Source organism: Telluria sp. Soil_C_11 (assembly GCF_057657395.1).
Genome location: NZ_JBDGIN010000012.1, coordinates 1 through 23,381, shown reverse-complemented (window position 1 = coordinate 23,381; position 23,381 = coordinate 1). Strand labels below are relative to the sequence as shown.

The following is a 23,381-nucleotide window of genomic DNA, read 5'->3' as shown; positions in this document are numbered from 1 at the left end:
CACGGAGGGACTCGAACCCCCACACCTCGCGGCACATGGACCTGAACCATGCGCGTCTACCAATTCCGCCACGTGGGCCGGGTTTTGCAATCATCGCTCGACGTTGCCGTCGAATTCCGCTACGATATCAGGCTTTGCCGATTTGCGCCAGACCAACTTTCAAGTCGTTCAAAACGCCGGCTGCACCTTCGCAGCAACTCCGCATTCGGCTGGGCCGTTTGCGAAGAGACCGAAAGTATAGCGGATGATTGGCAAATGTCAAAGGCCCTGAGACGCCCTCGTGACGGAGGGCGGCAGCACGCTTGCACGGACGGCGTTAGGCGAATACGCCGGTCCTCCGTTACACTACGCCTGTCAAGGTGTCAATCCAACCAACATTGCGTTGCCCGCAAACGTGCGAGAGCACGGAGTAGCGGCGCGCCACAGGCTCAACAAGAATAGAACACGATTTGAAGCACCCAACCTATACCATTCCAAGCCGCGAGGAGATTCTCGGCGTTTTCCGCGATGCCAAGGGGCCGCTCGACAGCGGTGCCCTGGCACGCGCCCTGCAAGTCGACCCGGAAGCGGAGGGCGTCCTCACGCGTCGCTTGAATGCGATGGAGCGTGACGGCCAGATCCGCGCGAATCCCGCCGGCCAGTATGCATTGACGGACCACTCGAGTTTCATCTCCGGCCGCGTCAGTGCGCACCGCGACGGCTTCGGCTTCGTGATCCCCGACGAACCCGGCGACGACCTGTTCCTGCCCGACAAGGAAATGCAGAAGGTCCTGCACGGCGACAAGGTGCTGGCGCGCGTGGTCGGCACCGACCGCCGCGGCCGTCCGGAAGGCACGATCGTCGAAGTCACCGAGCGCGCCAACACCCACATCATCGGCCGCCTGCTGCAGGAAAACGGCGTCTGGATCGTGGCTCCCGAAGACAAGCGCATCGCCCAGGACATCCTGGTGGAAGGCTCGCCGGGCAAGGCGAAATCGGGTCAGGTGGTCAGCGTCGAACTGCTCGAGCAGCCGTCGCGCTTCCGCCAGCCGATCGGCAAGGTGGTCGAGGTGCTGGGCGAGCTGGACGACCCCGGCATGGAGATCGAGATCGCGGTGCGCAAGTTCGGCGTGCCGCACGTGTTCTCGCAGGCCGCCCAGAAACAGGCCAGCAAGCTGCCGAACGAGGTGCGCGACGCCGACCTGGCCAACCGCGTCGACCTGCGCGACGTACCGCTGGTGACCATCGACGGCGAGGACGCGCGCGACTTCGACGATGCGGTGTATTGCGAACCGGTGAAGATCGGCCGCACCAAAGGCTACCGCCTGCTGGTGGCGATCGCCGACGTCAGCCATTACGTGAAGCCGGGCGACGGCCTCGATGGCGACGCGATCGAGCGCTCGACCTCGGTCTACTTCCCGCGCCGCGTGATCCCGATGCTGCCGGAGAAACTGTCGAACGGCCTGTGCTCGCTGAACCCGGCGGTCGACCGCCTGTGCCTGGTGTGCGACATGGTCGTGACGGGCAAGGGCGAAGTCACGGCCTACCAGTTCTACCCGGCCGTGATGCACTCGGCGGCGCGCCTGACCTACAACGAAGTGGCGGCCATCCTCGGCAATACGAGCGGACCGGAAGCGGGCCGCCGTCCCGGCATCGTGCCGCACCTGCTGAACCTGAACGAGGTGTTCCGCGCACTGCTGCAGCAACGCCAGGCGCGCGGCGCGATCGATTTCGAGACCACCGAGACCTACATCGTCTGCAACGCGATGGGCAAGATCGAGAAGATCATCCCGCGCACCCGTAACGACGCGCACCGCCTCATCGAAGAATGCATGCTGGCGGCGAACGTCTGCGCGGCCGACTTCCTGATCCGCCACGACCAGCCGAGCACCTTCCGCATCCACGCGGTGCCGACCGAAGAGAAGCTCAACCAGCTGCGCACCTTCCTGAAGCAGGTGGGCCTGAACCTGGGCGGCGGCAACAAGCCGGAAGCGCGCGACTACGCCGAGCTGATGCAGAAGATCAAGGAGCGCCCGGACGCGATCCTGCTGCAGACCATGCTGCTGCGCTCGATGCAGCAGGCGGTCTACAGCCCGGACAACGTCGGCCACTTCGGCCTGGCCTACGAACACTATGCCCACTTCACCAGCCCGATCCGCCGCTACCCCGACCTGCTGACCCACCGCGCGATCAAGGCGGTCCTGCTGGGCAAGAAGTACGAGCCGACCAACATCGACCTGTCGAAGCTGAACACCACGGTATCGAATGCGACCCGCAAGCAGCAGGCCAAGGACAAGGCGGCCGGCAAGCAGAAGGATCCGAAGGACCTGACGGTGTGGGATGCACTGGGCGTGCATTGCTCGGCCAACGAGCGCCGCGCCGACGAAGCCTCGCGCGACGTCGAGAACTGGCTCAAGTGCTACTACATGAAGGACCGCCTCGGCGAGGAATTCACCGGCGTGATCTCGGGTGTGACCCCGTTCGGCATCTTCGTGCAGCTCGACGAGCTGTTCGTCGAAGGCCTGGTGCACGTGACCGGCCTGGGACAGGATTATTTCGAGTACGACGAAGCGCGCCACGAGCTGCGCGGCAAGAACAGCGGCCAGGTCTACGGCCTGACCGGCCGCGTGACCGTGCAGGTGGCGCGCGTCGACCTCGAGGCGCGCAAGATCGACCTGGTGCTGGCCCAGCCGGACGAACGGCAAGCCGTGCCGGCGCCGCTGGAGCGCGCCCGTGCCGCCGCCCTCGATGCGATGGAGCCGAAGCCGCCGCGCCGCCGCAAGGCCAGGGCCGAAGCGTCCGGCATTCCGGCGGCCGGCGTCCCGGTGCCGGCTTCGCCGCAGCAGGTGCACGGCATGAAGGGCGAGCCGCCGGTTCCGCCCGACTTCAGCACCAGCGACGAGAGCGAGGACGACATCGTCTTCGTGCCGCCGACCCGTCGCCGCCGCAAGACCGGCAACGGTAACGGCAATGTCAACGGCAACGCCAAGGGTGCCGCGAACGGCGCCGCCGGCGGAAAAGCCGCCGCCAGGAAGGCAGCAGCAAAACAGAGCGCTCCCCGCAAGAGCGCCGCCAAGGCCCCCAGGGCCACGTCCAAAACCAGTAAAAAGAAGTAAGCATCAATGAAAAATAAAATGATTTTCGGCTTCCATGCGGTGACCTCGCGGCTGCGCCACGAGGCCCAATCGGTGGAAGAGATCTTCGTCGACGCCGGCCGCCAGGACCGCCGCATGCAGGACCTGATCGCCCATGCCAAGCAGGCCGGCGTGCGGGTCATGCCGGTCGATGCCGAGCGCCTCGACAAGATCGTCGGCACCCGCCGCCACCAGGGCGTGATCGCCTTCGCCAGCCAGCTGTCGCTGGCGCGCAACCTGGATGAGCTGCTGGATGCGGTGGACGGCCCGCCGCTGCTGCTGATCCTGGACGGCATCACCGACCCGCACAACCTGGGCGCCTGCCTGCGCGTGGCCGACGGCGTCGGCGCGCACGCCGTGATTGCGCCGAAGGACCGCTCGGTCGGCCTGAACGCCACCGCCGCCAAGGTCGCCAGCGGCGCCGCCGAGACCGTCCCCTACATCACCGTGACCAACCTGGCGCGCACCATGCGCGACCTGAAGGAACGCGGCGTCTGGCTGATCGGTACTTCCGACGATGCCGACAAGGGCCTGTACGAAGGCGACTTCACCGGTCCGACCGCGCTGGTGATGGGTTCGGAAGGCGAGGGCATGCGGCGCCTGACCAGGGAGACCTGCGACGTGCTGGTCAGCATTCCGATGTTCGGTTCGGTCGAGAGCCTGAACGTGTCCGTGGCCTCGGGCGTCTGCCTGTACGAGGCGCGCCGCCAGCGCATGGCGCGCGAGCCGCGGCAGTAAGCAGGTTGTAAAGGCATCGCAAGCGGGGAAGGCGCGGATAGGCTACCATGCTGTCTGTTCTGCCAACGCCTTACCCCTATGTTTTCCAAGCTGCGCGAAGATATCAAGAGCATCATCGAACGTGACCCGGCCGCCCGCAACGGCTGGGAGGTGCTCACCTGTTACCCGGGCCTGCACGCGGTCGTCATGCACGGCTGGGCGCACGCCTGCTGGCAGGCCGGCCTGAAGTGGCTCGGCCGCTTCATCTCCTACCTCGCCCGCATCATCACCGGCATCGAAATCCACCCCGGCGCGACCATCGGCCGCCGCGTCTTCATCGACCACGGTTTCGGCGTGGTGATCGGCGAAACCGCCGTGGTCGGCGACGACTGCACCATCTACCAGGGCGTGACCCTGGGCGGCACCACCCTGGTGGCCGGCACCAAGCGCCATCCGACGCTCGAGCGCGGCGTGATCGTCGGCGCCGGCGCCCAGGTGCTGGGCGCGTTCACGGTCGGCGAATACGCCAAGATCGGTTCGAACGCGGTGGTGGTCAAGCCGGTCCCGGCCGGCGCCACCGCGGTCGGCAACCCGGCCCACATCGTGCGCAAGGAAGACCAGGCGCGGAGCGCCCAGATGTTCGCCGCCTACGGCGTCACGCCGAACGGCGACGATCCGCTGTCGAAGGCCCTGCGCAACCTGATCAACCATGTGGCCCAGCAGGACGAGCAGATCGAGCGTCTGTGCTCGACCATCAAGGCGGCCGGCATCTCCTGCGCGGGCATCGCCGAGAACGACAAGCTCGACCAGGCGCAGTTGAATCGCCTGGTCGAATGAGCATTTTGATTAATCAAGTGAGCACATGAGCGATAACGACATCCCCGCCGGCTTCGATCCCGCCTCCGATCTCGACCCCAACGAGGTCCGCGTGCTGGCCGTGCTCGCCGAAAAAGAAGCCCTCACGCCCGACAATTACCCGATGTCGCTGAATGCGGTCATGAACGGCTGCAACCAGCTGTCCAGCCGCGATCCGGTGATGCAGCTGTCCGAGGACGTGGTCCACGACACCCTGCAGCGCCTCATGCAGCGCAAGCTGGTGGGCAGCATGTCGCAGGCCGGCGCGCGCGTGATCAAGTACGAGCACCGGATGCGCATCAAGTGGTCGCTGGAGCAGGACAAGCTGGCCGTGCTCACCGTGCTGATGCTGCGCGGCCTGCAGACCGCCGGCGAGATCCGCTCGCGCAGCGGGCGCCTGCACGAGTTCAGGTCGGTGGCCGAGGCGGAAAGCGCGCTGCAGTTCCTGATCGATAAATACCCGCCGCTGGTGGCGCGGCTGGAGCGCGCGCCCGGCACCAAGGAGCCGCGCTACGGCCATCTGCTGGGCGGCGAGATCGACGTCGCGCGCGCGGATGCCGCATCTTCCGCCGGTGCGTCGCCGGCGGGCGGGCGCACCGCCCAGCTGGAGCAGGAAGTGGCGGCCCTGCGCGCGGAAGTCGACGAACTCAAGGCGCAGTTCGCGGCCTTCCGCCAGCAGTTCGAATAAGCCCAGCCCGCGTTTTACAGCGCAGCGATCGGTGCGTCGTCCGCCCGGTCCCGGCGGCAGACGGCAGTGAATGCATGGCTGCCTTCATGGCGTGAGCCGCTCCATCAGGTCCATGGTGCCCGCCCGCGGAGCCACCTCCGGCTCGGCGGCGGGCGCGTATTCCAGCTCGACGATGGCATCGTCGCCCCAGCCGGTATCACCGATCGGCAGCTTGAACGAAGTTTCCTCGACCTCCAGCGCCAGGCTGCGCTCGCCATCGCGCAGGGTCGCCCCGCTCAGCTTCGCGCCCGCGCGGTGCGACCAGAACCGGCCGTCGCCCTTCGGTGTCTCGCCCTTGAACCACGAACACCAGTCCGTGGTGAGCAGGAGGCTGTTGACGAGGGCATTCGCCCAGAACGGCATCTCTTCCTTGGCGATGGCGATCTTTACCTGGCAGTCCAGCCGGACGTCGCCCATCCGGTACCGGTTGTCGGCCAGGCCCGGCGTGCGCACCCAGGTATCGAACCGGGCCTCTTGCTTCCTGCGGTTCAGGACCAGCTCGGCCCTGGCGTCGTAGGCGGCCTGGCTGCGCGGCACGGAAAAGCGCAGGTCCTGGTCGAGCGCGAGGGGAATCGAAAAGTCGTCGGCGGCAATCCGCGCCACCAGCGGCTCGGGACCCAGGGGCTTGCCGCGCCGCGCCTGGACCTGGAAGCGCAGCTGCGGCACGTTCGGCGCCAGCGCATGCATCTGGTCGAACTTGTCGAGCCCCGCCGCGACGGCCCGGTAGCTGTGCAGCTCCGGGTTCTTGACGGCGTTGATGTGGACCGTACCCGGATCCTTGTCCTGCGCAGCGGCGCCGGCGGCGCCACTCCACAAGGCAATGCCCAGCACCAAAGAGGGAGCGAGGACTCGCATGCTGCGCCTCAGCCTTCGTCGCGCCAGCGGCGCAGGCGGATCGCGCCGAAGATCATCGCGGCGCCGACCAGCGCGCCGATCCAGGCCTTGGCGGTGGCCAGGGTCATCCAGGAGGCCGCGAACAGGCCCTGCATGTCGACGCCGTCGTGGGTCGGGTGCAGCTCGGGCGGGACCCCGGTGAAGGAGAACCAGATGCCCGGGATCAGGCCGCCGAGGGCGCGGCCGACCACCTCGTTGCCCAGCCACTGCACGTCCAGCGCATCGCGTTCGAAACCGCCCAGCGCCATGCTGATCCACTTCGCCAGCAGCAGCGTCATCAAGGGCACGCCGACCGCCCACAGGAAGGGCTTGGTCTTCGCCCAGCTCGACACCAGCATCAGCCAGCCGATTGTCGGCAGGGCCCAGATCGCGTACACCGGCAGCAGCGCGGCCAGGCGCAGCGGCTGCAGGTACAGGTCCGGCGAGGCGAGGACGAGGCCGAACATGTTCACGCCGCCGGTCGCCATGATGGCGCAGCCGATCAGCAGCAGGGCCAGCGAGACGGCGAACGCGAAGGCCATCGTGATCAGCGGCGCCACGCAGGCCGCGGTGAGCACTTTCGACAGCACCGTCATGCCGTCGGAGACTGGCAGCGATTTCCAGAACAGGATGCTGCGGTCGCGGCGCTCGTCGTACAGCGCGCCCAGGCAGTAGAAGAACAGGGTCGCGGTCATCAGGAGCATCAACGGCGCGCCGGCGGCCAGGTACATGCCGCTGGCGATATTCGCCACTTTCGCCGCCATGAAGGGCGGCATCGCGGCGGCGAGGGTGCCGTGGCTGACGGTGCGGCCGTTGACGGTCATGTGTCCCGGCGCGCCGTGCATGGCCAGGCCGTAGACCAGCGAGCCGCCGACGAACAGCACCAATACCGCCCCCACCACCAGCTGGGCCCAGAACATCGATCCCTTGTGCTCCCAGAATTCGCGGCGGAGCAGCCATTTCATGGTGATGGCGTTCATGCGTAGGTTCCTTTCATGGTCGCCACGAACAGGTCGGCGACACTGGGGTTGCGGGTTTCGCCGAGGGCGGCGAGCTGCTGGCGCGAGGCGCTGCCCGGCGCGGCCGAGTCGAACAGCATCACGGCCTTGCCGAACACGGTGCGGCGGTCGATCGGCGACAGCGCGTTGGCGGCGCTGATCTTGTCGTGCGAGACCATCACCTCGACATAGCGTTCACCGATCTCTTCCATCGAGGCGGCCAGCACGATCTTGCCTTCGCGGATGAACATCAGGTCGGTCAGGATATGCTCGACTTCCTCGACCTGGTGGGTGGTGATGACGATGGTCTTGTGCTCGTCAAAATAGTCTTCCAGCAGGTTCTGGTAGAACTGCTTGCGGTAGATGATGTCCAGGCCCAGCGTCGGCTCGTCCAGCACCAGCAGCTTGGCGTCGATGGCCATCACCAGCGCCAGGTGCAGCTGCACGATCATGCCCTTGGACATCTCCTTGACCTTCATGGTCGGCCTGAGGGAGGTGGCGGCGATATAGCGCTCGGCCTTTTCGCGGTTGAAGCGCGGATGCACGCCCTGCACGAAGTCGATCGCATCCTTCACGCGCATCCAGCGCGGCAGGATGGCGACGTCGGCGATGAAGCAGACATCCTGCATCAGGTCGTCGCGCTGGGTGCGCGGGTCGAAGCCCAGCACCGACAGCTGGCCGTCGAAGGGAATCAGGCCCAGGGCGGCCTTCAGGGTGGTGGTCTTGCCCGAACCGTTCGGGCCGATCAGGCCGACGATGCGGCCGGCGGGGATGTCGAAGTCGATGCCGTCGACCGCGACGCGCTTGCCGTAGCGCTTGGACAGGCCCCTGGCGGAAACGACGGTGCTCATGCCTGGCCTCCATGTGCGCTGCCCAGCGGCTGGTCGCGCATCAACAGGTCGACATCCAGGCCAAGGCGGCGGATCCGTTCCAGCATCGCCGGCCATTCCTCGCGCAGGAAGCGTTCGCGTTCGCTTGCCAGCAGTTTTTCGCTGGCGCCTTCAGTGACATACATACCGATCCCCCTTCGTTTTTCTACTAAGTTGTCGTCGACCAGTTCCTGGTAAGCCTTCGAGACCGTGATCGGATTCAGCTGGTATTCGGCGGCCACCTGGCGCACCGAGGGCAGCGGATCGCCGGCCTTGAGCGCGCCGTCGAGCATCATGCCGATCACTTTCTCTTTCAATTGCCGATAGATCGGCGCGTTGTCGTTCCAGCCGATTGTCATTGCCGGCTCCTCTGTGTTGTGGTGCAGATGGGTGGAACCATGCCTGCCTCCTCGTTGGTGGGTGTTGCGTTGGTGCTGTATTGCTGTGGTGTTGTAGTGAAGTATAACACCTGTTCTAAAGGTGTCAACATGGAATTTGAACAAGGCTGTTCAAGGGAGGAAGGCTTACAGGACCTGGCCGTCGAGGCCGTGGCGGGTGATGCGGCCGTCCGCGTCGATGGCGATCCAGCCGCCGCGCGCCGGTTCGAGGTCGAGCTCCCAGTCGGGCAGCACGTAACGGCGGCGTCCGTTGGCAGGATCGTGGTGCAGGGCGGGGCGGTGGGTATGGCCGTGGATGATGACGTCCGCGCAGCTGGCCTCGTGCAGGGCCGCGACCGCGCTCGCTGTCACATCCATGATCTCGTAGGACTTCTCGCCATGCGCCTGGCGGCTGCCTTCGCGCAGCCCGGCGATGATGGCCTTGCGCTGCGCCAGCGGCATGGCCAGGAATTGCTGCTGCCAGGCCGGATCGCGCACCTGGGCGCGAAAGGCCATGTATGTCGTGTCGTCGGTACACTGGGCGTCGCCGTGCGCCAGGGCGACCCGTTGTCCGCCGATGGTGGCGACATGGGGATCGGGCAGCATGGTCAGCCCGGCGGCGCGGGCGAAATCCTCGCCGACCAGGAAGTCGCGGTTGCCGGCCATCCAGTACACGGCCACGCCTTGGTCGGCCAGCCCGCGCAGTGCCTGGATGATGCGCTGGTGGAAGGGCGAAGCGAGATCGTCGTCGCCGGCCCAGTATTCGAAGATGTCGCCGAGCAGGTACAGCGCCTCGGACCTGGATGCGCGCTCGGCCAGGAAGCGGAAGAAGGCATCGAGCGTGCGCGGATGCGATTCCTGCAGGTGCAGGTCGGAAATGAAGAGCGCAAGCGTGCGCGCGGGACTGTTCATATATTGCTGTGGACTGCCCACGCGCTACTTCTTGATAATTAGACGATCTCGGCTTTCTCGATGATCACCGCTTCGGTCGGCACGTCCGAGTGCATGCCCGAGCGGCCGGTCTTGACGGTATTGATCTGGTCGACCACGTCCTGGCCTTCGACGACCTTGCCGAACACGGCATAGCCCCAGCCGTCCTGGCCCGGGTAGTTCAGGAAGTCATTGTTCTTGGTGTTGATGAAGAACTGGGCCGAGGCCGAGTGCGGTGCCATGGTGCGGGCCATCGCGATCGTGTACTTGTCGTTCTTCAGGCCGTTCTTGGCTTCGTTCTCGACGGTCTTGTCGGCCGGTTTCTGCGACATGTTCGGCTCGAAACCGCCGCCCTGGATCATGAAGTCCTTGATCACGCGGTGGAAGATCGTGTTGGTGAAGTGACCCTTGTTGACGTATTCCACGAAGTTGGCAACGGTCTTCGGCGCTTTTGCGTCGTCGAGTTCGATCTTGATGTTGCCCTTGTTGGTGGTCATGAGTACGGTGGTCATGGTTTATCCTGTGCCTGTTATTGAAAATTCGGTTAAGAGTTCGGTATTTTACTTGGCTTTCTGGATAGTCGCGGACTTGATCACGACAGGCGTGACGGGCACGTTCTCCATGCCGCGCGCGTCGTCCACCAGCACGCCCTTGATCTTGTCGACCACTTCCTGGCCCTTCACGACCTTGCCGAACACCGTGTAGCCCGAACCGTTCATGTTCGGGAAGTCCAGGCCCGGGTTATCGACCACGTTGATGAAGAACTGCGAGGTGGCCGTGTCCGGCGCCGCCTCGCGCGCCATCGCGACGGTATAGGCAGCGTTCGACAAGCCGTTGTCCGATTCGTTCTTGATCGGCGGACGGGTCTTGCGGCCGTGCAGCTGGGCGTCCATGCCGCCGGCCTGGATCATGAAGCCGTCGATCACGCGGTGGAAGACCGTGCCCTTGTAGAATCCCGATTTGACGTACTGGAGGAAGTTCTCGACGGTCTTCGGCGCTTTTTCCTGGTTCAGTTCCAGCACGATCTCGCCCATCGAGGTTTTCAGCGAGACTTGCGGATCGGCGGCCCAGGCCGCGGTCGACAGCAGGATGGCGCCGGCGGCAGCGGCGGCGCGGGCCAGCAGGCGAGTGCGGGACGGTTTCATGATGTGCATCGTGGCTTCCTCTCTGTGAATACGCAAGGTGATGTCAAGGGCTTTGCAGAAAAATAAACCTGTGGCATATGCGGCCAGTCAGGATTTTATCAATGCTATACTTTGCGACGGACTGTTGATTTTATCAAACCAACACCATGGGCATCTTGAAACCGTCGCGAGCGGCGGCAATGTTGGCCGAGAAGCGGAGCTGTACGGATGTACAGCGAGCATCGGAGGCCGACAGTGCAACGCGCAGCAGGTTTCAAGGCGCCCATAGTCCTGACGGTCGCGACTGGGTCACTCCCTTGCACGCTGCCCCGCAGCAAGTGCGTCCGAGCGTCAAGCTCCAACCATCCAGAACACCATCCGATGAGCCAATTAAAGATCTACAACACGCTCGCGCGTGACAAGCAGGTATTCGTTCCCCTCCAACCCGGCAAGATCAACATGTATGTGTGCGGGATGACGGTCTACGATTACTGCCACGTCGGTCACGCCCGGATGATGATGGCATTCGACGTCATCTACCGCTGGTTCAAGGCTTCGGGCTACGAGGTCAAGTATGTCCGCAACATCACCGACATCGACGACAAGATCATCAGGCGCGCCGTCGAGAACGGCGAAACCATGTCCCAGCTGACCACCCGCTTCATCAAGGCGATGGACGAGGACACGGCCGCCCTGGGCATCCTGCCGCCGGATTTCGCGCCGCGCGCCACCGAGCACGTGCCGCACATGCTCTCGATTATCGAGAAGCTGGAGTCGAAAGGCCTGGCGTACCAGGGAGACGACGGCGACGTCAACTACGCCGTGCGCGAATTCCCGGGCTACGGCAAGCTGTCCGGCAAGTCGCTGGACGACCTGCGCGCCGGCGAGCGCGTCGACGTCAACACCGGCAAGCGCGACCCGCTCGACTTCGTGCTGTGGAAGGCCGGCAAGGAATCCGAACCGGCGGAAGCCAAATGGGACTCCAAGTGGGGCATCGGCCGCCCGGGCTGGCACATCGAATGCTCGGCCATGTCCTGCGCGCTGCTGGGCGAACATTTCGACATCCACGGCGGCGGCGCCGACCTGCAGTTCCCGCACCACGAGAACGAGATCGCCCAATCCGAGGGCGCGTTCGGCCCGCCGATGGCGAACTACTGGATTCACAACGGCTTCGTGCGCGTCGATAACGAGAAGATGTCCAAATCGCTGGGCAATTTCTTCACGATCCGCGACGTGCTGAAGAAATACGATGCCGAAGTGATCCGCTTCTTCATCCTGCGCGCCCACTACCGCAGCCCGCTGAATTACTCGGACGCCCACATCGACGATGCCAAGGGTGCGCTGACCCGCCTGTACACGGCGCTGGCCGACGTCGACCTGGGCATGGAAACACCGGCGGTCGACTGGAGCGAAGCGCATGCGGTCCGCTTCCGCGAAGCGATGGACGACGATTTCAATACGCCGCTGGCGGTGGCCGAACTGTTCGACCTGGCCAGCGAAGTCAATCGCACCAAGTCGCTCAAGGATGCGCGCCAGCTGAAGGCCCTGGCCGGCGTGCTGGGCCTGCTGGAGCGCTCGCCCCAGCAATTCCTGCGCACGGGCACGCCGGGCGAGGGCGGCATGGACGAAGCCGGCATCGACGACGCCATCGCCCGCCGCGCCGCCGCCAAGAAGACGCGCAACTTCGCCGAGGCCGACGCCATCCGCGCCGAGCTGACCGCTGCCGGCATCGTGCTCGAAGACAAGCCCGACGGCACGACCAACTGGCGCCGCGCCTGACGCGCATCGATCCGGCATGGCACTTTCCAAGGACAACATGGGCGTGGCCCCCGCATTGCCTGACGTTCCCCCGTACTGGGCGGAGGCGAAGGCCGAGCTCATGCGGCGGGACCGCATCATGAACAAGCTGATCCCGCAGTTCGACGAGATGCACCTGCGCGGCCATCCGGATCCGTTCACGACCCTGGCCCGCTCGATCGTCGGCCAGCAGGTCACGGTCAAGGCGGCGGAAGGCGCCTGGGGCAAGCTGCGCGAACTGTGCCCCAAGATGACGCCGTCCCAGGTGATCAAGGCCGGGCCCGAGCAGCTGTCCGCCTGCGGCCTGTCCAAGCGCAAGACCGAATACATCCTCGACCTGGCCGACCACTTCAAGGCCAAGCGCGTGCATGCCGACCAGTGGTCGGAAATGGATGACGAAGCCGTGATCGCCGAACTGGTGCGGATCCGCGGCATCACCCGCTGGACAGCGGAGATGTTTTTGATATTTAATCTGCTCAGGCCGAACGTCTTGCCCCTCGACGATGCCGGCCTGATCCAGGGCATCAGCCAGAACTATTTCTCGGGCGAACCCGTCTCGCGCAGCGATGCGCGCGAGGTGGCGGCGAACTGGGAACCCTGGCGAACGGTTGCCACATGGTATTTATGGCGTAGTCTGGACCCCATTCCGGGTTAGAATACGCCTTTGCTGCCGCAAGCGCCACCATTGCGGGGCCACAAGAATAACCGGAGTTACGATGAGTAAAACAACTTTCCTCAGTTTTGAACAGCCGATCGCCGAGCTCGATTCCAAAATTGAAGAGCTGCGTTTCGTGCAGGACGATTCCGCGGTCGACATCTCGGAAGAGATCGACCGCCTGGCCAAGAAGAGCCAGCAACTGACGAAAGACATCTATGCCAAGCTGACGCCATGGCAGGTCTCCCAGATCGCGCGCCACCCGCAGCGTCCGTACACGATGGACTACGTGAACGCGATCTTCACCGACTTCCACGAGCTGCACGGCGACCGCACCTTCGCGGACGACCAGTCGATCATTGGCGGCCTGGCGCGTTTCAACGGCCAGTCCTGCATGGTGATCGGCCACCAGAAAGGCCGCGACACCAAGGAACGCGCGATGCGCAACTTCGGCATGCCCAAGCCCGAAGGCTATCGCAAGGCGATGCGCCTGATGAAGCTGGCCGAGAAGTTCAACCTGCCGATCTTCACCTTCGTCGATACGCCGGGCGCCTTCCCGGGCATCGACGCCGAAGAGCGCGGCCAGTCGGAAGCGATCGGCCATAACCTGTACGTCATGGCCGAGCTGAAAGTGCCGCTGATCGCCACCATCATCGGTGAAGGCGGCTCGGGCGGCGCGCTGGCGATCGCCGTCGGCGACGCCGTGCTGATGCTGCAGTACGCGACCTACTCGGTGATCTCGCCGGAAGGCTGCGCATCGATCCTGTGGAAGACCTCGGAGCGCGCAGCCGAAGCCGCCGACGCACTGGGCCTGACCGCGCACCGCCTGAAGGCCATCGGCCTGATCGACAAGATCGTCAGCGAACCGCTGGGCGGCGCCCACCGCGACCCGGCCGCCATGGCCCAGGGCCTGAAGCGCGCGCTGGCCGACACCCTGCGCCAGTTCCAGGGCATGAAGACCAAGGATCTGCTCGAGGCCCGTCACGCCAAGCTGATGGCCTACGGCAAATTCAAGGAAATGACCCCGCGCGAAGAGTGAACCCTGGTAAGAACGGACCGGACACTTCCTCCGGTCCGGCCGCCTCCGCGGCGGCATCCTTCACGCAGGCCTTCAGTGCCCTGCGTTCAGCCTACTCCCCGTCCAGCATCGCGGTCGCCCTCAGCGGCGGCCTCGATTCCATGGTGCTGCTGCACCTGGCGCATCAAGCCGCCAGTGCCGCCGGCCTGCCGCTGTTCGCCTTCCACGTCCACCATGGCCTGAGCGCGAACGCTGATGCCTGGCGCGCGCATTGCGCCGCCGCGGCCGCTGCACTGGGCGTCGTGTTCGACCAGCGCGAAGTCACGGTCGAGAAGGGCAGGAGCGGCGTCGAAGCCGCGGCCCGCAAGCAGCGCTACGCGGCCCTCGGCGAGATGTGCCGCGCGCACGGCGTCGGCCTGCTGCTGACCGCCCACCACCTCGACGACCAGGCCGAGACCGTGCTGCTGCAGCTGCTGCGCGGCTCCGGCCCGGCCGGCCTGTCGGGCATGGATGCGTCCAACCGCGCGCGAACCTTGCTCGGCGACGACAAACTCGTGATGGCGCGTCCGCTGCTCGACGTCGCGCGCGCCGAGCTCGAAGCCTGGGCGGAGGAGCGCCGGATCGGCTGGGTCGAGGACGAATCGAACACCGACCCGCGCTATGCCCGCAACGCCTTGCGCCACCAGGTGATGCCGGTGCTGGCCCAGGGCTTCCCCGGCTTCCAGCGCCGCATCGCGCGCAGCAGCGCGCACGCGCAATCGGCCCAGCGCCTGCTGGACGAGCTGGCGGAGCAGGACCTGGCCGCCTGCCTGGTCGATGAGGCGATCGACCTCACCACGCTGCGCAAGCTGAGCGCGGACCGGATCAACAACCTGCTGCGCCACTGGTTCTCGCGCCGCGGGCTCGGCATGCCGTCCACCGCCTGGCTGGAACAGATGGTGGCGCAACTGATGTCGGCGCGCGAGGATGCGCAGCCGCTGGTCTCGCACCCCGAAGTGGACGTGCGGCGCCATCGCGACCGCCTGTACCTGGTGCCGAAGCAGCCGGAGCTCGCCGGCCTGCGCGATCCGGACGACGAAGGCATCATCGTCAAGCATGCCCAGTCTTTCCGCTGGAACGGAGAAGCCAGCATGGCCTTCCCGGACTATGGCGGCGTGCTGCATTTCGATGCCGCGCGCTACGGGCTCGACGCGGCATGGCTGACGGCCAGGGAACTGGAGATCGACTTCCGCAAGGGCGGCGAGCGCCTGAAACTGGCGCCGAACCGCCCGACCCGCGGCCTCAAGCAATTGTTCCAGGCGGCGAACGTGCCGGTCTGGGAGCGTCCGCGCCTGCCGATCGTCAGCAGCGGCTTCGAGCTGCTGTTCGCCGCCGGCCTGGGGATGGACTGCCGCCGGCTGTCCGAAGGGGAAGGGCGCATTGCCCTGCGCTGGCAAGCCGTGTAAAGACGCGCAGAAAAGGCGATAATATGCCCTTTCTGCATTACCATATTCCGATTTGGTATAGCTTTCGCCAGCCAACGGCTTGTGATTTTGCACCGCAGCATGTAGAGTTTAAGACCCCTTCTATTTTTTACAAGCGGAAACCCCCACTGCCATGGCTTTAATAGTCCACAAATACGGCGGCACGTCGATGGGATCGACGGACCGCATCAAGAATGTCGCGGCCCGCGTCGCCAAATGGCACGATGCCGGCCACAAGATCGTCGTCGTTCCGTCGGCAATGTCCGGCGAAACCAACCGCCTGATTGGCCTGGCCAAGGAAATCATGGCGCAGCCGGACCCGCGCGAACTGGACATGATCGCCTCGACCGGTGAGCAGGTTTCCGTCGGCCTGCTGGCTATGGCGCTGCTGGCGCGCGGCAAGGACGCCGTGTCCTACACCGGCTGGCAAGTGGGCATCCGCACCGACTCCGCCTTCACCAAGGCGCGCATCCAGTCGATCGACGACACGCGCGTGCGCGCCGACCTCGACGCGGGTAAGATCGTGATCATCACGGGCTTCCAGGGCGTGGACGAGGAAGGCAATATCTCGACCCTGGGCCGCGGCGGCTCGGACACCTCGGCGGTGGCGATCGCGGCGGCGATGAAGGCCGACGAATGCCTGATCTACACCGACGTCGACGGCGTCTACACGACCGACCCGCGCGTGGTGGACGAGGCGCGGCGCCTATCAAAGATTACTTTTGAAGAAATGCTGGAGCTGGCCTCGCTGGGCTCGAAGGTCCTGCAGACCCGCTCCGTGGAATTCGCCGGCAACTACCGCGTCCCGACGCGCGTGCTGTCGTCGCTGACCGACCCCCTGATGCCGCTCGAAGAAGAAGCCAACTCGGGCACCCTGATTTCGTTTGAGGAAGAAAGCAATATGGAACAAGCCGTCATCTCCGGCATCGCCTTCCACCGCGATGAAGCCAAAATCACCGTCCTGGGCGTGCCCGACAAGCCGGGCGTCGCGTTCCACATCCTCGGCCCGATCTCGGACGCCAACATCGAAGTCGACATGATCATACAGAACGTGTCGGTCGACGGCAAAACCGACTTCACGTTCACGGTGTCGCGCAACGACTACCAGCGCGCGATGACCGTGCTGGAAGAGAACAAGGAAAGCCTGGGCTTCACCCGCCTGCTGGGCGACGCCAAGGTGTCGAAGGTGTCGGCGGTCGGCGTCGGCATGCGCAGCCACGTCGGCGTGGCCTCGCAGATGTTCCGCACCCTGGCGGAAGAGGGCATCAACATCATGATGATCTCGACCTCCGAGATCAAGATTTCGGTCCTGATCGACGAAAAATACATGGAGCTGGCCGTACGCGCACTGCATAAAGCGTTTGACCTGGAGAAAGCTTAACTTTTTCAAAAATTTTGGCCGTGCTTCCTTGACCAAATGAAGTGTGGCCATTAATATGCGTGCACTCAGCGACAACGAGCAACACTGTTAAGAGCTGACTGGAGGCGTGGCCGAGTGGCCGAAGGCACTTCCCTGCTAAGGAAGCATACGGGCTTAAACCTGTATCGTGGGTTCGAATCCCACCGCCTCCGCCAGAATACTGTCCCTGAGTGTTCAGGGACATCAAGAAACCCGCTGTTCTCGTAGAGGCAGCGGGTTTTTTGTTGTCTATACTGTCCAGCGATGTCCTCGTAGCGCTGAGACGCCGCGGCGCGCTCGAAATCGCGAACCGGCTGACTGCCAATTGCTCGCGCGTGTTCAAGTATGCGGTCCGCTGCGGGCTGGAGGACCGCAACCCGGCCGAGTTCCTGCGCGAGGTGCTGGCGCCGCGCGAGAAAGGGCACTTCGCGGCGATCGGTGCCGACGGCCTGCCTGGGTTCCTGCGGGCGCTGTATGCGAACGAGGCCTGCATGGGTGTGCCGACGCGGATCGCGATGCGCTTGATGCTGCTGGTGTTCGTCCGGACCAGCGAGCTGATCGAGACGCCCTGGTCCGAGATCGACCTGGAAAAGGGCGAATGGATCATTCCCTGGAGGCGCATGAAGCGCGGCAAGCGCCGCATCAACCCGGACAAGAATGATCACCATGTTTGTTTGTGGCGGCAGGCGCTGGCGTTGCTGCGTGACCTGTACCGGCACACTGGAGGTGGCACCTGGCTGTTCCCGAACCTGCGCGACCCGCAGCGGCCCATGAGTAATAACGCTGCTGAAGGCGATCGAGCGCATGGGGTACAAGGGCGACATGACCGGTCACGGGTTCAGGGCGCTGGCGATGAGCACCCTAAAGGAGGTCCTGGGGTACCGGCACGAGGTGGTCGACCGCCAGCTGGCGCATGCGCAGAAGGACAAGCTGGAGAGTGCCTATGACCGCGCCAAGTACCTAGAGGAGCGGCGGGTCATGATGCAGCGTTGGGCGGACTATATCGACGAGGTGGCGATGGAGGCCTTGAAGGCCGCGTAGGGGACTTGGCCGCGACAAGGCTGCCTGCATGGTCGACATGTGAAAAATGGCCGTAGGGGCGGCCGTATATCGCCTATCGGTTGCATTTAGCATTCATTAGGATATCTTTGCTGCAGCACGATCTCAACAGGAGCAAGGATGGACACCAACGCAAGCACAAGCGACAGGATTGTCAAGATACGAGAAGTGATCACCATGACCGAATTGTCCCGTTCGAGCATCTATTTGCTGATCAAGAAGGGCACGTTCCTGGCGCAGGTAAAGCTGTCTACTCGGTCTTCGGGCTGGTTTTGGAGCGAAATAAATGGTTGGTTGATGTCCAGGCCAAGGGGAACATAATGCAAAAGGCGTTTCGCAGTATGCCGGAACCGGTGTAGGGCACTCAGCCCGCGCTGGCTCGGTGCGCGCCAATCAACTTGCACCCGCATTCAGTGACACAGTCTTCCACGGCTACCGCAATGCCACCCACGGACAGGGTGGGGTGGGCAGTGACGATCTTGTTGACCCCGTGTGGTTTGCCGCCCGGGTAGTGCTGCGGACACTCCACCTGGTCGCCAAGCCGCGCGATGGGCTTCCCATCTACATCGTGCAATGGCGAGCCGCTGATCACCTTGCCGCCGTGATCGGTAGAATCGCCCACGACGATGATTTTCCTTGACATGTTTCGTACTCTCCCCGCATCGGTTTCATCATTGCGACCACGCGCCAAGCTCAATTACGGAAGCGCAGGCCGCTAAGAAGTCTGTCCCAGAGAGCCACGACTTCGTCATCGGTTAGTGAACCTTTTGTTGCGTACTTTGTGTTTGCCGCTACACCGGTATCGAGATTGATATCGACACTTGCAGGATGACGCAAATCGCCGGTCTTTCCGATAGCCTCCCACATGAACTCGTGGATTATTGCGCCATCTTTTCCATTATGCCGCAATAAGACTTCTTCACCATTCCAGCCATTAACGATATGCTTGCCAATGCGCAAACGTGCCAGTTCGGAATCCGTCGGGAAAACAATGCCTTGATCCCGCATGGCAGCCTCGTGACGGGCGATGATGCCCACACCGTTAGGACCGTCGGTCCGGGCATTTTTATTTGACATCACCGAGAAAATAACATCAGGCAAGCTTGGAAAATGTACTCCAGCCGAGAATATCTCTTGGAATTGTCCGGTGGTTTCTGCAATGAAGCCTAGGTCAATGCAAACGCCCGGCCCTTTCGGTACTTCTGCATTATCACGGGCGCGCAGGTTGCGCGCAATGTCAGCCGATTTGCTTATGATTTGATCGGCACTCTCTTCATCTCCAGATCCCCAGCCGAATTCGAAAACATGATTACCTGCGGGGACGAAACTTATGATGCCCTCACCGCCGACCGACTTCAAATAAGGACTTGCGAAATAACGCTGTACCAAGCTGTTTGGAACTGGACCGGCTACGACGGAGGTGAATTCCGCAGCAGGTCGCTTGATAAGTTTCTCTTTACGAAATGCGTCTACTAGATCCTTCTCTTTCCCAGCCGCATTTTCATGCGTAATGATTTTCGCTGGCATTTCTTGATAACCCAAGATTAGCTGCGCTTCTTCAGGCACGTCGAGCACATACCGGCCGAAGCAGACAGCTTTTGTTCTTGCAAATAACTTTTTCAATCGTGGAGACATTTCGGTTTGAGTTGGCACGCCCGTGTCCTCGTAAGAATAAGCCTGATGATGAAGAAGGAGATAAAGTGCTGAAGCGGCAATGACGCCGACCAAGGTCGTGAAGGTCAGCCGCTTTTTTAAGCCTGATTTTGAATCGAGACTAGTCATTTTTGATAGGGTAGAAAGCTAATTAGGCCGCGATTTCTCGGCCCTTTTGGATTGCTGAGCCAGGTCTAGACGATAAAGTACGCCATGTTCGCATCAGGTCTTCCAGCCTGCGGCGGTATTGGCAATCTTTATCATTGCATATAGCATGGAGACACTTACCGCGTCCGCCTTGTAACTCCCCTGATGGTCATACCCTGCCTGGACGAAGTGCACAGTCGCTTTCACATTCGCTGCCGAGGAATCGGAAGGGACAGTACCATCTCCCGCGTCCTGCGGCGGCAGGAGTTTTAATTTGAACTTGCGCTGGTCTTTCAATGAAACGATCAGATCGCCTGTCCCGTCCTCGCTTACCAGTTTCCAAAGCAGTGGCGACTCTTTTGCAGCTGCAATTGCTGTGTTGATGTTCATATCCTCATGGGATAAAGGCTCGATTTTGTAAATCACGCTGCCATGTGTCGGATTTTTTACATCGGCTGCGTAACTGGCGTACGTATGGGCGTGAAACGTGTTTTTTATTTTGGCGTGAAATGCCTGGGCATCGCGGATTCTGTCATTAACTAACTTATTAGCTGATGAATCGTCGAATGTTTTCCCTGCCGGGTTTATCCACTCAGGATTAATCAAGCGCCACCAGTTTTCAGGCCTCTGGGTATAAATATCGTCCATTGGTGCTCCACTCATACCCACCGCTTTGGTTGCGTTGGAGGGGACTGCCGATACGCCTGGTGTTACTGGCCACTGCGCCAGGGTTTTCCCATCGCGGTCTCGGACCTTCAACCAGTTATGGCCATACTCTGGCGTTGGTAGAAGTTCAAGAGGGCCGGGGGCATTAGCAAATACCGCAGTGACGTCCTGCCCCGTATTTCCTATGACGGCCGCAGCAGGAGAATGGCCGTCTACTCCGCTACGAACGCGTTTGTATGCTGCTGCAGAACCATAAACCGGTTGTACGCTGTGATAGATGCCTAGAACGCAATCATTCAAGCCGCCCATTTCAGGATGAATTAGAGCGCGCGCCAGAATGCCGCCCATTGAATGGGTAACCAGAATCACTTTGTCGCACTTGTGGCCATGTGCTTGATATGTCTTGATGAGATCCCTGATACGGGCGGCGGTCTTCTTGGCGGACACAGCATTGCTTTGGAGCCAGTTATACCCCATTGCATGGACCGGATATAGACAATTGGCCACACGCAAAACTTCTTTCTCTTCCAGCACAGCCGCATTCGGCGCTCCCCATCGCTTCGGTGAAGCACCTGTCACGGATAGGAGCTGGCCGTTAGGATTCTCATTTGAGATCCAGAACATATCCAGCGGGTTATGGCCTGCCTTATCTTTATACTGAGCGTACCATAAGTCAATAATACGATTCAGCCTGCCCTCAAGAGTGGATAATGCTCCGCCGTAGTCACCAAACGAAAGTTCACTCCAGCCGCGCCAACGGGCTTTTTGTGCTGCTGTCGCCGCATTCGGGTGTTTTTTTGATTGATCCAGTCCTATGGTGGCATGGTCGCTCGTCAGCAAACCAACATCTCGAAGCGCGTCCGGTACATTGCTGTGTCGAGTATCAGATTGCCGACTGAGCGTCCCGCTTGGGTCAAACCTGCCCTGGTCTTCGGTATAGCGATAATAGTCCACTTCAGTTTCGTCAGGATCGAGCTTCATCTGACGTTCCCGAGGGCTTAAATAGGCGCTTGTTCGCACGTTGGTAAGTAACGTAGAGGCGCCTAAATTATCTGGTCGCCAAGCGATATCGTCTTTACTCTTGAGGTCTCCTTTTCTTGCCCTACTCATGCGCAGATTGCTGCCCATGACACCTGGCAAGAATATGACGGGGATGACCCTGTTAGGCGGCGCTATGAAAACCGTTTCCCGCTGTTCGCTATCCACTGGCGTGAGATGGAATTCCCCTTCCATGGCGCCGCCCACGCTTTGTGCCATCGTTTTAACGTTAAGAGTATCTTCGGCCATTTTATTCGCCCAATATTCTTAATTTGGCAGTCGCCATATCTATGCCTTTTTGTATCGGCATACGACCCTCGGCATCGGTGACGCCCCTGATGATCGTTCCATCTTCGCGCATCAGTTCGAACTTGCGATTTGCTAACGGCCCATCGAAATCGCGCAAGATCGGGGTCTGATCGAAGTGACCCTTTTCCATTTCGTTTGAGGCTAGTGCGAGGCTCTTTGGATCGGTGAAGCTATGGGAGGCGGCGTGGGCCACGAATGTGCCGGTTGTACCGTGTTCAATTCCGGCCTTACTGAATTTGACGTAGCTGCCACCGCCGTTGATGACGATGTCTTCCTTGGCATTGATAACAATTCGGTTTCCCGTTTGTGTAATGTTCAATTTGGCGAGCAAATTGATACTGTCGGAGAGGGCCTGCACGTCGATATCGCCTGCCGCAGCAATCAGCTTCATGCCAGCTCTTTGAACGAACAGGCGGAGCGTAGTGACGACACTCGCGAAGAAACCGTCATTGGCTGCAATCGCGACGCTTTTCCCGGTTGTGATCGCGGTGTCCCCTTCGCTAGCGATGTGCGTAGATTGAGCCGTGGTAGTAGCAATTCCAGCAGCGCTCGCCAGTATCAAATGGGACTCGGAGAGTTCCGGGAAGCTGCGTTTTGCGGAACTGGCGCCATTGCCCCGAGCCGCGTCGTTTTGCGCCTTGATCGACACTGCTACGCGTGATTGCTGGCCGCTTTCCTGCGCTCGATTTTTCTCCGCTACTTCCGCATGGTCCTTTTGTTTTTGCTGGGCGGAGGCGAGACGTTGAATGGTCTCGCCCATGTCCTTAACGTGGGAGCTGGCGTTGGGGCGCGCCTCCGTGGTGATCAGCATGCCTTTTCCGGCCCGGGCGACGCCCCAGGCATCGGTAGCGATTTCCCAGCCTTCGCCTCGTTCGTCCCGGCGCCCATGGTGATCTTCGATACGGGTGATATGCCCCAGCGACAGCTGGCTGCACTGATGATCGCTCTTCAGTTGCGCCTGTATCTTCCCGGGCGTATCGTCCAGCACCAGGTGATTCCCGCGCCCACTCGCTTCACCCGCCTGCAGCTCCCGGCTGCGCAGACCGCTCAGGGCCTGTTGCTCGGGCAACTGCCACGGCGGCGTGTGGGTGTGGTTGTACAGCACACCAAGAATCAGCGGATGGTCGATATTCCCGTTGACGAAGACCACCCCCACTTCCTCGCCAACCCGCGGCAGGCGGATGTTCCCGAATTCGACCCCGGCCCCCGGCGACATCACGCGCACCCAGGGCGAGCTGTTCTCGTCGTGTTTGCCCAGCCGGTCCCAGTGGAACTGGATCTTGACCCGCCCATAGCCGTCGGTATGGATCTCGGCGCCGGCTGGGCCGACCACGATGGCGGTCTGGATACCGTGATAGGTGCAGGGCTGGCTGTTGTAGTGGCGACCCGGGCGCCACTGGATGTCCTTGCGCACGCAGCGGAACGTGTTTTCGTAATGCGATGGCGCGCCCGGCCCGGCCTGGTAGTTGTTGCTGGCTTCGTGGTCGACGGAGAGGATCAGGTAGTCGCGGTCGCGGATGCTGGGCTGGGCCGGCTCGCCGCGCTTGGGTACGCGCAGTTCGGCGCTGAAGTGGTCAGCGAGCTTGAAGGACCG

General features: G+C 62.4%; 22 protein-coding genes and 1 tRNA gene. 12 read left to right on the top strand and 11 right to left on the bottom strand.

Annotated elements, in window-relative coordinates:
• The first annotated feature begins 449 nt into the window (after positions 1-449).
• The 4 genes from rnr (at position 450) to AC3A6M_RS18255 (ending at position 5,373) form a co-directional block, all read left to right on the top strand.
• Positions 450-3,095 carry a ribonuclease R gene (gene rnr / locus AC3A6M_RS18270; RefSeq protein ID WP_487854144.1) on the top strand — a complete coding sequence of 882 codons (2,646 nt, stop codon included), beginning with the start codon at positions 450-452 and terminating at the stop codon, positions 3,093-3,095.
• 6 nt (positions 3,096-3,101) lie between these two features.
• On the top strand, positions 3,102-3,851 hold the full coding sequence (gene rlmB, locus AC3A6M_RS18265; RefSeq protein ID WP_487854143.1) for a 23S rRNA (guanosine(2251)-2'-O)-methyltransferase RlmB: 750 nt from the start codon (positions 3,102-3,104) through the stop codon (positions 3,849-3,851).
• Between the two features lie 78 nt (positions 3,852-3,929).
• Positions 3,930-4,667: a serine O-acetyltransferase gene (cysE, locus tag AC3A6M_RS18260; protein WP_487854142.1), complete on the top strand. Its 738-nt coding sequence runs from the start codon at positions 3,930-3,932 to the stop codon at positions 4,665-4,667.
• Positions 4,668-4,692: 25 nt separating this feature from the next.
• On the top strand, positions 4,693-5,373 hold the full coding sequence (locus AC3A6M_RS18255; RefSeq protein ID WP_487854141.1) for a YceH family protein: 681 nt from the start codon (positions 4,693-4,695) through the stop codon (positions 5,371-5,373).
• A gap of 84 nt (positions 5,374-5,457) precedes the next feature.
• On the opposite strand, the gene AC3A6M_RS18250 is transcribed toward AC3A6M_RS18255, so the two are convergent.
• From AC3A6M_RS18250 to AC3A6M_RS18220, 7 genes are all read right to left on the bottom strand, one after another.
• Positions 5,458-6,267: a hypothetical protein gene (locus tag AC3A6M_RS18250; RefSeq protein WP_487854140.1), complete on the bottom strand. Its 810-nt coding sequence runs from the start codon at positions 6,265-6,267 to the stop codon at positions 5,458-5,460.
• 8 nt (positions 6,268-6,275) lie between these two features.
• A complete protein-coding gene (locus AC3A6M_RS18245; RefSeq protein WP_487854139.1) occupies positions 6,276-7,265 on the bottom strand; it encodes a hypothetical protein in 990 nt (329 codons plus the stop codon).
• A complete protein-coding gene (locus tag AC3A6M_RS18240) occupies positions 7,262-8,134 on the bottom strand; it encodes an ABC transporter ATP-binding protein (RefSeq protein WP_487854138.1) in 873 nt (290 codons plus the stop codon). The genes AC3A6M_RS18245 and AC3A6M_RS18240 overlap by 4 nt, the downstream gene beginning before the upstream one ends.
• Positions 8,131-8,511, bottom strand: coding sequence for a GntR family transcriptional regulator (locus AC3A6M_RS18235; RefSeq protein WP_487854137.1), 381 nt, complete (start codon positions 8,509-8,511; stop codon positions 8,131-8,133). The genes AC3A6M_RS18240 and AC3A6M_RS18235 overlap by 4 nt, the downstream gene beginning before the upstream one ends.
• Before the next feature lie 165 nt (positions 8,512-8,676).
• The gene (locus tag AC3A6M_RS18230; protein ID WP_487854136.1) at positions 8,677-9,441 is read right to left on the bottom strand and encodes a UDP-2,3-diacylglucosamine diphosphatase; all 765 of its coding nucleotides are present in this window, start codon (positions 9,439-9,441) and stop codon (positions 8,677-8,679) included.
• Positions 9,442-9,479: 38 nt separating this feature from the next.
• Positions 9,480-9,971, bottom strand: coding sequence for a peptidylprolyl isomerase (locus tag AC3A6M_RS18225; RefSeq protein ID WP_487854135.1), 492 nt, complete (start codon positions 9,969-9,971; stop codon positions 9,480-9,482).
• Positions 9,972-10,019: 48 nt separating this feature from the next.
• The gene (locus tag AC3A6M_RS18220) at positions 10,020-10,613 is read right to left on the bottom strand and encodes a peptidylprolyl isomerase (protein ID WP_487854134.1); all 594 of its coding nucleotides are present in this window, start codon (positions 10,611-10,613) and stop codon (positions 10,020-10,022) included.
• A 351-nt stretch (positions 10,614-10,964) separates the two neighbouring features.
• On the opposite strand from AC3A6M_RS18220, the gene cysS reads away from it, so the two are divergent.
• The 8 genes from cysS to AC3A6M_RS18180 all read left to right on the top strand — a co-directional run bounded on the left by cysS (position 10,965) and on the right by AC3A6M_RS18180 (position 18,295).
• Positions 10,965-12,362, top strand: a complete 1,398-nt coding sequence (cysS, locus tag AC3A6M_RS18215) for a cysteine--tRNA ligase (protein WP_487854133.1) — start codon at positions 10,965-10,967, stop codon at positions 12,360-12,362.
• A gap of 16 nt (positions 12,363-12,378) precedes the next feature.
• Positions 12,379-13,035 (top strand): DNA-3-methyladenine glycosylase family protein, encoded by a 657-nt coding sequence (locus AC3A6M_RS18210; RefSeq protein ID WP_487854132.1) that lies wholly within the window; start codon positions 12,379-12,381, stop codon positions 13,033-13,035.
• Positions 13,036-13,096: 61 nt separating this feature from the next.
• Positions 13,097-14,074, top strand: a complete 978-nt coding sequence (locus tag AC3A6M_RS18205) for an acetyl-CoA carboxylase carboxyltransferase subunit alpha (protein WP_487854131.1) — start codon at positions 13,097-13,099, stop codon at positions 14,072-14,074.
• Entirely contained in the window at positions 14,071-15,498 is a 1,428-nt protein-coding gene (gene tilS, locus AC3A6M_RS18200) for a tRNA lysidine(34) synthetase TilS (protein WP_487854130.1), read from the top strand. The genes AC3A6M_RS18205 and tilS overlap by 4 nt, the downstream gene beginning before the upstream one ends.
• A gap of 151 nt (positions 15,499-15,649) precedes the next feature.
• A complete protein-coding gene (locus AC3A6M_RS18195; RefSeq protein WP_487854129.1) occupies positions 15,650-16,897 on the top strand; it encodes an aspartate kinase in 1,248 nt (415 codons plus the stop codon).
• Between the two features lie 100 nt (positions 16,898-16,997).
• A tRNA-Ser gene (locus tag AC3A6M_RS18190) sits at positions 16,998-17,091 on the top strand.
• A 15-nt stretch (positions 17,092-17,106) separates the two neighbouring features.
• Positions 17,107-17,862, top strand: a complete 756-nt coding sequence (locus tag AC3A6M_RS18185) for a tyrosine-type recombinase/integrase (protein ID WP_487854128.1) — start codon at positions 17,107-17,109, stop codon at positions 17,860-17,862.
• A gap of 232 nt (positions 17,863-18,094) precedes the next feature.
• On the top strand, positions 18,095-18,295 hold the full coding sequence (locus AC3A6M_RS18180) for a helix-turn-helix transcriptional regulator (protein WP_487854127.1): 201 nt from the start codon (positions 18,095-18,097) through the stop codon (positions 18,293-18,295).
• Between the two features lie 43 nt (positions 18,296-18,338).
• On the opposite strand, the gene AC3A6M_RS18175 is transcribed toward AC3A6M_RS18180, so the two are convergent.
• The 4 genes from AC3A6M_RS18175 to AC3A6M_RS18160 form a co-directional block, all read right to left on the bottom strand.
• The gene (locus tag AC3A6M_RS18175; RefSeq protein WP_487854126.1) at positions 18,339-18,617 is read right to left on the bottom strand and encodes a PAAR domain-containing protein; all 279 of its coding nucleotides are present in this window, start codon (positions 18,615-18,617) and stop codon (positions 18,339-18,341) included.
• A 50-nt stretch (positions 18,618-18,667) separates the two neighbouring features.
• The gene (locus tag AC3A6M_RS18170; RefSeq protein ID WP_487854125.1) at positions 18,668-19,756 is read right to left on the bottom strand and encodes a T6SS immunity protein Tli4 family protein; all 1,089 of its coding nucleotides are present in this window, start codon (positions 19,754-19,756) and stop codon (positions 18,668-18,670) included.
• A gap of 93 nt (positions 19,757-19,849) precedes the next feature.
• Positions 19,850-21,727 carry an esterase/lipase family protein gene (locus tag AC3A6M_RS18165; protein ID WP_487854124.1) on the bottom strand — a complete coding sequence of 626 codons (1,878 nt, stop codon included), beginning with the start codon at positions 21,725-21,727 and terminating at the stop codon, positions 19,850-19,852.
• A gap of 1 nt (position 21,728) precedes the next feature.
• A partial coding sequence (locus AC3A6M_RS18160) for a DUF2345 domain-containing protein (RefSeq protein WP_487854123.1) occupies positions 21,729-23,381 on the bottom strand: 1,653 nt, incomplete at its 5' end.